The organism is Halomonas sp. 707D4 (assembly GCF_024158685.1).
Lineage (GTDB): Bacteria > Pseudomonadota > Gammaproteobacteria > Pseudomonadales > Halomonadaceae > Vreelandella.
On record NZ_JAMZBD010000116.1, the window covers coordinates 1 to 7774 of the forward strand.

Sequence of the window (7774 nt, forward strand, 5' to 3'; positions counted from 1 at the left end):
CTCCGCCGGGAGGGTCCTTGAAAGCGCGTCCAGCGAGCTCATCCGTTCGCTACCTCGCTACCCGCGATCAAACGGCGCTTTTTCAGGTGGATCAAGAGAATCGATACCGCCGCCGGGGTGACGCCGGAAATACGCGCGGCGTGGGCGAGCGTCTCGGGGCGCGCCTCGGAAAGTTTCTGGCGAATCTCGTTGGAGAGCCCCTCGACCTTCTGGTAGTCGAGCTCCGCCGGCAAGGGGGTCGCCTCGTGGCGCTTGAGCTTGTCGATCTCGTCCTGCTGGCGGTCGATGTAGCCCTGGTACTTGGCGTGGATCTGCACCTGCTCGGCGACGGCACCGCGCTGCGCCGCATCGCTCTCGAGTCCCGGGAGCGTGGTGATATCGGCGTAGGTCAGCTCCGGACGCTTGAGAAGATCCGCCAGCGAGTACTCGCGGCCCAGCGGGTGGCCGGTCTTCTCGGCGATCTTGTCGGCGGCGGCGGTGTTGGGCTGCACCCATACCGCCTTGAGCCGCGCGCTTTCACGCTCGATCGCCTCGCGTTTGTCGCAAAACGCCGTCCAGCGAGCATCGTCCACCAACCCCAGCTCGCGGCCCTTTTCGGTCAGGCGCAGATCCGCATTGTCCTCGCGCAGCATCAGGCGGTATTCCGCTCTTGATGTGAACATGCGGTAGGGCTCCTTGGTGCCCAGGGTGATCAGGTCATCCACCAGTACGCCCAGGTACGCCTCGTCCCGGCGCGGGTGCCAGGCGTCGAGGGACTTCGCCCGGCGGGCGGCGTTGAGCCCGGCCAGAAGCCCCTGGGCGCCAGCCTCCTCGTAGCCGGTGGTACCGTTGATCTGGCCGGCGAAGAACAGGTTGTGGATGAATTTCGTTTCCAGCGAGTGCTTGAGATCGCGCGGATCGAAGAAATCGTACTCGATGGCGTAGCCGGGCCGGGTGATGTGGGCGTTTTCCAGCCCCTTGATCGAGCGCACCACCTGCAGCTGCACGTCGAAAGGCAGCGAGGTGGAGATGCCGTTGGGGTAGAGCTCATGAGTGTCGAGGCCTTCGGGCTCGATGAACACCTGGTGGCTCGACTTGTCGGCGAAGCGGTGGACCTTGTCCTCGATCGACGGGCAGTAGCGCGGCCCCACGCCTTCAATGACACCGGAGTACATCGGCGAGCGATCCAGGTTCGCCATGATGATCTCGTGGGTGCGCTCGTTGGTGTGGGCGGTATGGCAGCTCACCTGCTGCGGGTGCATTTCCCGGGTGCCGAGATAGGACATCACCGGCGTCGGGGTGTCGCCGGGCTGCTCCTCGAGCTGGCTGAAATCGACGCTCTTGGCGTCGATGCGCGGCGGTGTGCCGGTCTTGAGCCGGTCGACGCGAAACGGCAGTGCTCGAAGACGTTCGGCCAGGGCGTTCGAGGGCGGGTCCCCCGCGCGACCGCCCCGGCTCTGGTCGAGCCCGATGTGAATCACGCCGCCCAGGAAAGTGCCGGTCGACAGCACCACGGTGTCGCTCAGAAAACGGATGCCGGTTTCGGTGACGACCCCGCGCACGGTGTCGTTTTCCACGATCAGATCGCCCGCCGCCTGCTGGAACAGCGTCAGGTTCGGCTGGTTTTCCAGCATGCCGCGAATGGCGGCCTTGTAGCGAATACGATCCGCCTGGGCACGGGTGGCGCGCACCGCCGGCCCCTTGCGGGCGTTCAACACGCGAAACTGAATACCGCCCAGGTCAGTGGCAAGCCCCATGGCGCCGCCCAGCGCATCGATCTCCTTGACCAGGTGGCTCTTGCCGATGCCGCCGATGGCGGGATTGCAGGACATCTGCCCCAGGGTCTCGATGTTGTGGGTGAGCAGCAGGGTTTGACAACCCATGCGAGCAGAGGCCAGTGCGGCTTCGGTTCCCGCATGGCCACCGCCGATGACAATGACGTCAAAGCGGTCGGGGTAATTCAATTGACACCTCAACTTGGCCCTTCGATGAGCGCCGAATTCGTCGATTTAACGTGAGCCTAGGCTCGATAAGCCCGCCAGTATAAACCGCCTGTGCATAACAGTCAGGTTTTTCCACACCGCTTTCAGACGGGTCATCACTTACTAATAATAAAATAAAAAATATAGAAAGAAGTTCTGTTGATGTTGTAACTACTGGTGTGGATAAAATCTGTGTATAAGCAACTAAATCCCATATTTATCAGATAAGTATATTGTTGAACGATCCGTGGTTAAACGGCGAGGTGCCTGCGGGCAAGCGGTGGTGAGGCTGTGGATCGAAAGGCGGTTTATGCACAGCGCAGCGAGAACACCGGTTATCCACCGGTGTATACCGGCGCTGTCCGCCCGGCTGTGAACAAGCGCAATGATGGATGCGAATTCCATCAGAGGCGGCTATGGCGGGCCCCATGGAGCGACGTGAATAAATTCGAAAAGAAAGTATCCACAGGCACAAAAAAGGCCTGTCATGGTGACAGGCCTTGAAAATGACCGGTTTCGAGCGCTCACGCGCTTGGCTAGCGGTGGCTCAATGCTTGAGTACCCGCGCCAGAAACGCCTGGGTACGCTCGTGCTGGGGAGCGTCGAACAGCTGCTCCGGCGCACCCTGCTCGGCGATCTCGCCCTTGTGGATGAAGATCACCCGGTCTGCCACTTCGCGGGCAAACCCCATCTCGTGGGTGACGATCACCATGGTCATGCCCTCCTTGGCCAGCTCGCGCATGGCGTCGAGCACTTCGCCGATCATCTCCGGGTCGAGCGCCGAGGTGGGCTCGTCGAACAGCATCAGCCGCGGCTCCATGGCGAGTGCCCGGGCCAGCGCCACGCGCTGTTGCTGGCCGCCGGAAAGCTGGCTCGGGTACTTGTTCGCCTGGTCGGCGATGCCCACTCTGGCCAGTAGCCGCTTGGCGGTCTCGGTGGCCTGCTCGCGGCGCTGGCCGCGCACCTTGATCGGCGCGAGGGTGACGTTGTCGATCACGCTCAGGTGCGGGAACAGGTTGAACTGCTGGAACACCATGCCGACCTCGGTGCGGATGGTCTGCAGCGCCTTGGTGCTCTTGCCCAGGGGCTTCAACAGGTTGCCGTCCACCTCGAGCAGGCCGGACTGGAACTCCTCGAGGCCGTTGATGCAACGAATCAGCGTGGACTTGCCCGAGCCGCTGGCGCCGATGATCACCACCACTTCGCCGGGGGTGATCTCGAGGTCGATGTCGTTGAGCACGTGCAGGCTGCCGAAGTGCTTGTGGAGCTTTCGCATGCGCACGATGGGGGGCTTGGTCGTCGTCATGGCGCGCTCCTTATTGGCCGGCGAGGTGAGAGCGCTCGAAGTAGCGCAAAAGCAGGGAGAGGGTCCAGGTGATGGCCAGGTACATCAGCGCCACCACGAAATAGACCTCGAGGGCGGTGAAGGTGGTGGCGATGTAGATCTGCCCCTGGCGGACCAGCTCGCCCACGCCGATCACCGAGAAGAGCGAGGTGTCCTTGATGCTGATGATCGCCTGGTTGCCCAGCGGCGGCACCATGCGCCTGAGCGCCTGGGGCCAGATCACGTAGCGGAACGCCTGGGCGCGCGACAGCCCGAGCGACAGCGACGCCTCGCGCTGGCCGCGCTCGATGGACTGCACCCCGCCGCGCACGATCTCGGAGATGTAGGCGCCGGAGTTGACCGCGATGGCGGCGATGCCGGCGGTCAGGGCGTTGATCGGCCCGTCGAGAAGCTGCGGCAGGCCATAGAAGATGAACAGCACCTGCACCAGGATCGGCGTGCCGCGAAACACCTCGATGTAGACGCTGGCCAGCCAGCGCATCCAGGCCACGGGGCTCAAGCGCAGAAGGCCGAAGAAGATGCCGATGACGAAACCGATGGCGAGCCCCCCGAAGGAGATCGCCAGGGTCCAGGGAATGCCCGGCAGCAGATGGGGGATCGAGGCCAGCGCCGCCGACCAGTCGAACTGAAAGTTAACGTCCACGCGTTATCTCCAGAGAAAAGTCACAACTAAAAGGGCCGGACAACACATCGTCCGACCCTGCAGGAGTAGATCGCGTCAGTGCTTGACGATCAGTCGGCGGTCGGCGCTTCGCCGAACCACTTCTCATAGATCTCGTCGTAGGTGCCGTCTTCGCGCATGGTGGCCAGCGCCTCGTTGGTCGGCTCTACCCACTCGCTGCCCTTGTGGAAGACGATGCCGTACTGCTGGCCTTCGTAGAGGGGACCAACGACCTTGGTGCGGCCATCGCCACGGGTCTGGGAGAAGTAGGCGACGTTGGGCGCGTCGTAGAGCACCGCATCGACGTTGCGGCCCAGAAGTGCCATGTACATGTCGGCAGTACCCGGGTAGGGCGTGATCTCGGCGTCGTCGCCCAGCTGCTGCTGGAGGAATTCGTAGCTGGTCGAGCCGATCTTGGTGGCGACCTTCAACCCGGCCAGGTCTTCGATGGACTCGACCTCGTCGTTGTCGGCGCGCACGATGATCTGCAGGCCGGAGTCGTAGTAGGGGTCGGAGAAATCCACCACCTGGGCGCGTTCGTCGGTGATGGTGGTACCGGCGATGGCGATCTCCTGGCTTCCGGTCTGTACCGCCGGGATGATGCCGGAGAACTCCATGGTGGTGAGGTTGACCTCGAAGCCCGCGCGGTCGGCCACTTCGTTGATGATGTCCATGTCGAAGCCGATCATCTCGCCGGTGTCCGGGTCCATCATCTCGAAGGGCACGAAGCTCGGGTCGGTGGCGACGTTGACCGACGGCGTCTGGGCCAGCGCGGCGGTGCTGCCGAGCGCGAGGGCGGCGGCGATCACGCTGTAGGTAAGCTTGGTCTGCATGGATGTTTCCCCGTAGTTATTGCGCGTGGCGGGATCGGCAGGCACGAGGGCCATTAGAGGCGCGACGCGATGTTATTGACCCATCAACCTTGGCGAGAAACCGCCAAGGCGTCAAGTCACGGGGAGGAGCTTGCGTTAACGCAGGTTAGACCATGAAGGAGGCGCCACACCCGCAGGTGGTGGTGGCGTTGGGGTTCTGGACGCGAAAGCGCGCGCCGGCGAGCCCCTCTTCGAAGTCGATGGTGGAGCCGACCAGGTACTGATAGGAGAGCGGGTCGACCACCAGGGTGGCATCGCCGAACTCGATCAGGGTGTCGTCGTCGGCGACGCTTTCGGCGAAATCGAATCCATACTGAAAACCGGAGCAGCCGCCGCCGGTGACGTAGACGCGCAGCTTGAGCGCATCGTTGTGCTCATCAAAGCGCAGCGCCTTGATGCGCTTGCGGGCGCTGTCGGATAACAGTAATGGGGTGGGTACGAACGCTTCTGCACCGCTCATAGGTACCTCCCGCGAGCTTGAACGAATGAATGTAGCGGCAATTATGGGTAATCCCTAGCAAAAGGGTCAACTATTGGTCGACCCTTCTGCCGGGACGCAAGCCCTAGGGCATCAGCGCCGGGGCATCGAGGCCGAGTTTCTCGTCGAAGCCGAACATCAGGTTGAGGTTCTGGATCGCCTGGCCCGAGGCGCCCTTGACCAGGTTGTCGATCACCGAAAGCACCACCACGGTGTCGCCGCCTTGCGGGCGGTGAACGGCGATGCGGCAGGTATTGTTGCCCTTCACGCTGCGGGTCTCCGGGTGGCTGCCGGCGGGCAGCACGTCGACGAAGGGCTCGTCCTGGTAGCGCTTCTCGAACAGCGCCTGCAGATCTTCCGCGTCGGCGGTCAGCGTCGAGTAGAGGGTGGCGTGGATGCCGCGGATCATGGGGGTGAGGTGCGGCACGAAAGTCAGCCCCACCGGGGAGGCCTGCATGTCGTTCAAGCCCTGGCGAATCTCCGGCAGGTGGCGATGGCCTGACGCGCCGTAGGCCTTGAAGGACTCGCTCGCCTCGGCCAGAAGAGAGGGCACCTTGGCACCGCGCCCGGCGCCGGTGACGCCGGACTTGCAGTCGGCGATCAGCCGGGTCGGGTCGATCAGCCCCGCCTCGAGCAGCGGCAGGTAGCCAAGCTGCACGGCGGTCGGGTAGCAGCCGGGCACCGCGATCAGCCGCGCGTGCTTGATCTTCTCGCGGTGCATCTCGGGCAGCCCGTAGACGGCCTCGTCGAGAAGCGCCGGGGCGCCGTGGGGCTGGCCGTACCAGCGGCTCCACTCGTCGGCATCGCGCAGGCGGAAATCCGCCGAGAGATCGATCACCCGGGTGCCGCCCTCGAGAAGCTCGCCGGCAAGCGCGTGGGCCACGCCGTGGGGCGTGGCGAAGAACACCGCGTCGAGGGCGCCGAGGGCGCGGGCGTCGGGTTCGCTGAAGGTGAGGGTATCGTAGTGGCCGCGCAGGTTGGGGTACATGTCGCACACCTTGACGCCGGCCTCGGAGCGCGAGGTGATCGCCTCGACGCTGACCTCTGGATGCTGGGCGAGAAGCCTCAAGAGCTCCACTCCGGTATACCCTGTACCGCCGACGATACCGACCTTGATCACGATCCACCTCTCTAGCGTTTGATCTAGCGTTTGACGTTGAGCCTGGGAAACTGTCTGCACCTGCCGACACGTGCCCGCGAACCACGCGCGGGCTGTTTAAGCGCAGGCAGCTATGCTACAAGGCTATGATACACAAGAGTGACCGCGCTGAAGCGCCGAGTTCAACGTCGATTCCAAAAAAGTCGTCACCCTCATCAGCCAAGGAAAAGGCCCGTGGCACGGTTTTCCCGAGCAGATTTCACCCTGGAGTCCTTTCGCCGCCAACTGGCCAACGTCGATGCGCTGCCGCAGCTATGCGTGCTTGGGCTGCTTTCCGGCGTCATGACCGGGGCGGTGATGGTGGCCTTTCGCCTGCTGCTGGACGCCGGCGCCCTCCTCTACATGCCCGGGGCCGACCCGGAAGCCTTCGAAAAGCTTGCCCCCTGGCTGCGTGCGCTGCTGCCGCTGCTCGCCGTCACCTTGATCGGCGTGTTCCTGTATCGCCAGAAGGCGGCGGCGCAAAAGCTCGGGGTGGGCCACGTGATCGAGCGGCTCTCCTACCACCAGGGCCGCTTTCCGCTGCGCAACTGGCTCAACCAGTGGTGGGTGGGGGTGGTGTCGGTGCTCGGCGGGCTCTCCGCCGGGCGCGAGGGGCCGGCCATCCACCTGGGGGCGGCGGCCTCGAGCGGGCTCGGGGTGAAGCTGCGCCTGCCCAACAACAGCCTGCGCGTGCTGGTGGCCTGCGGCACTGCCGCGGGCATCTCCGCGTCCTTCAACACGCCGATCGCCGGGGTCATCTTCGCCATGGAAGTGGTGATGATGGAGTACACCCTGATGAGCTTCATGCCGGTGATTCTCGCCTCCACCATGGGCGCGGTAGTCGCCCAGGCGGTGTATGGCAGCGAACCCGCCTTTCGCATTCCCGAGGTGTCGCTGGGCTCGCTGATGAACCTGCCCTGGGTGGTGATCACCGGGCTCGGCATCGGCCTGCTGGCGGGACTTTTCATTCACGTTTCCCGCAACCGGCGACTGAGCGGGCTTCCGCTATGGCTGCGCCTGGCGGTGGTGGGCGTGCTCACGTCCGCCACCGCCTGGTGGTTTCCCCAGGTGCAGGGCATCGGCTACGACAGCCTGGCGGCGGCGCTCAACAACCAGCTCGGCCTCCAGGTGCTGCTGGTGCTGGTAATCGCCAAGCTGCTGGTGACCGCCATCACCGTGGCCGGCGGCGTACCCATCGGTATCATCGGCCCGGTGCTGGTGATCGGCGCCGCCGCCGGCGCCTTGAGCGGCGCGCTCGGCGCCTGGCTGTGGCCGGCGAGCGCCGCCGACCCCGGCGTGTTCGCGATGCTCGGCATGGC

General features: G+C 64.3%; 7 protein-coding genes. 1 reads left to right on the forward strand and 6 read right to left on the reverse strand.

The features are described from left to right. Positions 1-38: 38 nt before the first annotated feature. The 6 genes from mnmG to argC all read right to left on the reverse strand — a co-directional run bounded on the left by mnmG (position 39) and on the right by argC (position 6437). Entirely contained in the window at positions 39-1943 is a 1905-nt protein-coding gene (gene mnmG, locus BIS11_RS06975; RefSeq protein WP_253421043.1) for a tRNA uridine-5-carboxymethylaminomethyl(34) synthesis enzyme MnmG, read from the reverse strand. Positions 1944-2508: 565 nt separating this feature from the next. Next, entirely contained in the window at positions 2509-3267 is a 759-nt protein-coding gene (locus BIS11_RS06980) for an amino acid ABC transporter ATP-binding protein (protein WP_301283022.1), read from the reverse strand. A 10-nt stretch (positions 3268-3277) separates the two neighbouring features. Continuing rightward, positions 3278-3949: an amino acid ABC transporter permease gene (locus tag BIS11_RS06985; protein ID WP_253425383.1), complete on the reverse strand. Its 672-nt coding sequence runs from the start codon at positions 3947-3949 to the stop codon at positions 3278-3280. 89 nt (positions 3950-4038) lie between these two features. Beyond that, complete coding sequence (locus BIS11_RS06990; protein ID WP_253425381.1) at positions 4039-4800, reverse strand: transporter substrate-binding domain-containing protein; 762 nt, start codon at positions 4798-4800, stop codon at positions 4039-4041. A 145-nt stretch (positions 4801-4945) separates the two neighbouring features. Further along, on the reverse strand, positions 4946-5299 hold the full coding sequence (gene erpA / locus BIS11_RS06995) for an iron-sulfur cluster insertion protein ErpA (protein ID WP_253425378.1): 354 nt from the start codon (positions 5297-5299) through the stop codon (positions 4946-4948). 103 nt (positions 5300-5402) lie between these two features. Next, entirely contained in the window at positions 5403-6437 is a 1035-nt protein-coding gene (gene argC, locus BIS11_RS07000) for an N-acetyl-gamma-glutamyl-phosphate reductase (RefSeq protein WP_253585858.1), read from the reverse strand. 213 nt (positions 6438-6650) lie between these two features. Here argC and BIS11_RS07005 point away from each other — a divergent pair. Further along, positions 6651-7774 (forward strand): chloride channel protein (locus BIS11_RS07005; protein ID WP_253585859.1); only part of this gene is annotated, 1124 nt, incomplete at its 3' end.

What these genes read in the sequence shown, in the direction of transcription:
- BIS11_RS06980 (WP_301283022.1), bottom strand. Translation starts at nt 3,267, where the DNA reads ATGACGACGACCAAGCCCCCCATCGTGCGCATGCGAAAGCTCCACAAG.
- BIS11_RS06990 (WP_253425381.1), bottom strand. Translation starts at nt 4,800, where the DNA reads ATGCAGACCAAGCTTACCTACAGCGTGATCGCCGCCGCCCTCGCGCTC.
- erpA (WP_253425378.1), bottom strand. Translation starts at nt 5,299, where the DNA reads ATGAGCGGTGCAGAAGCGTTCGTACCCACCCCATTACTGTTATCCGAC.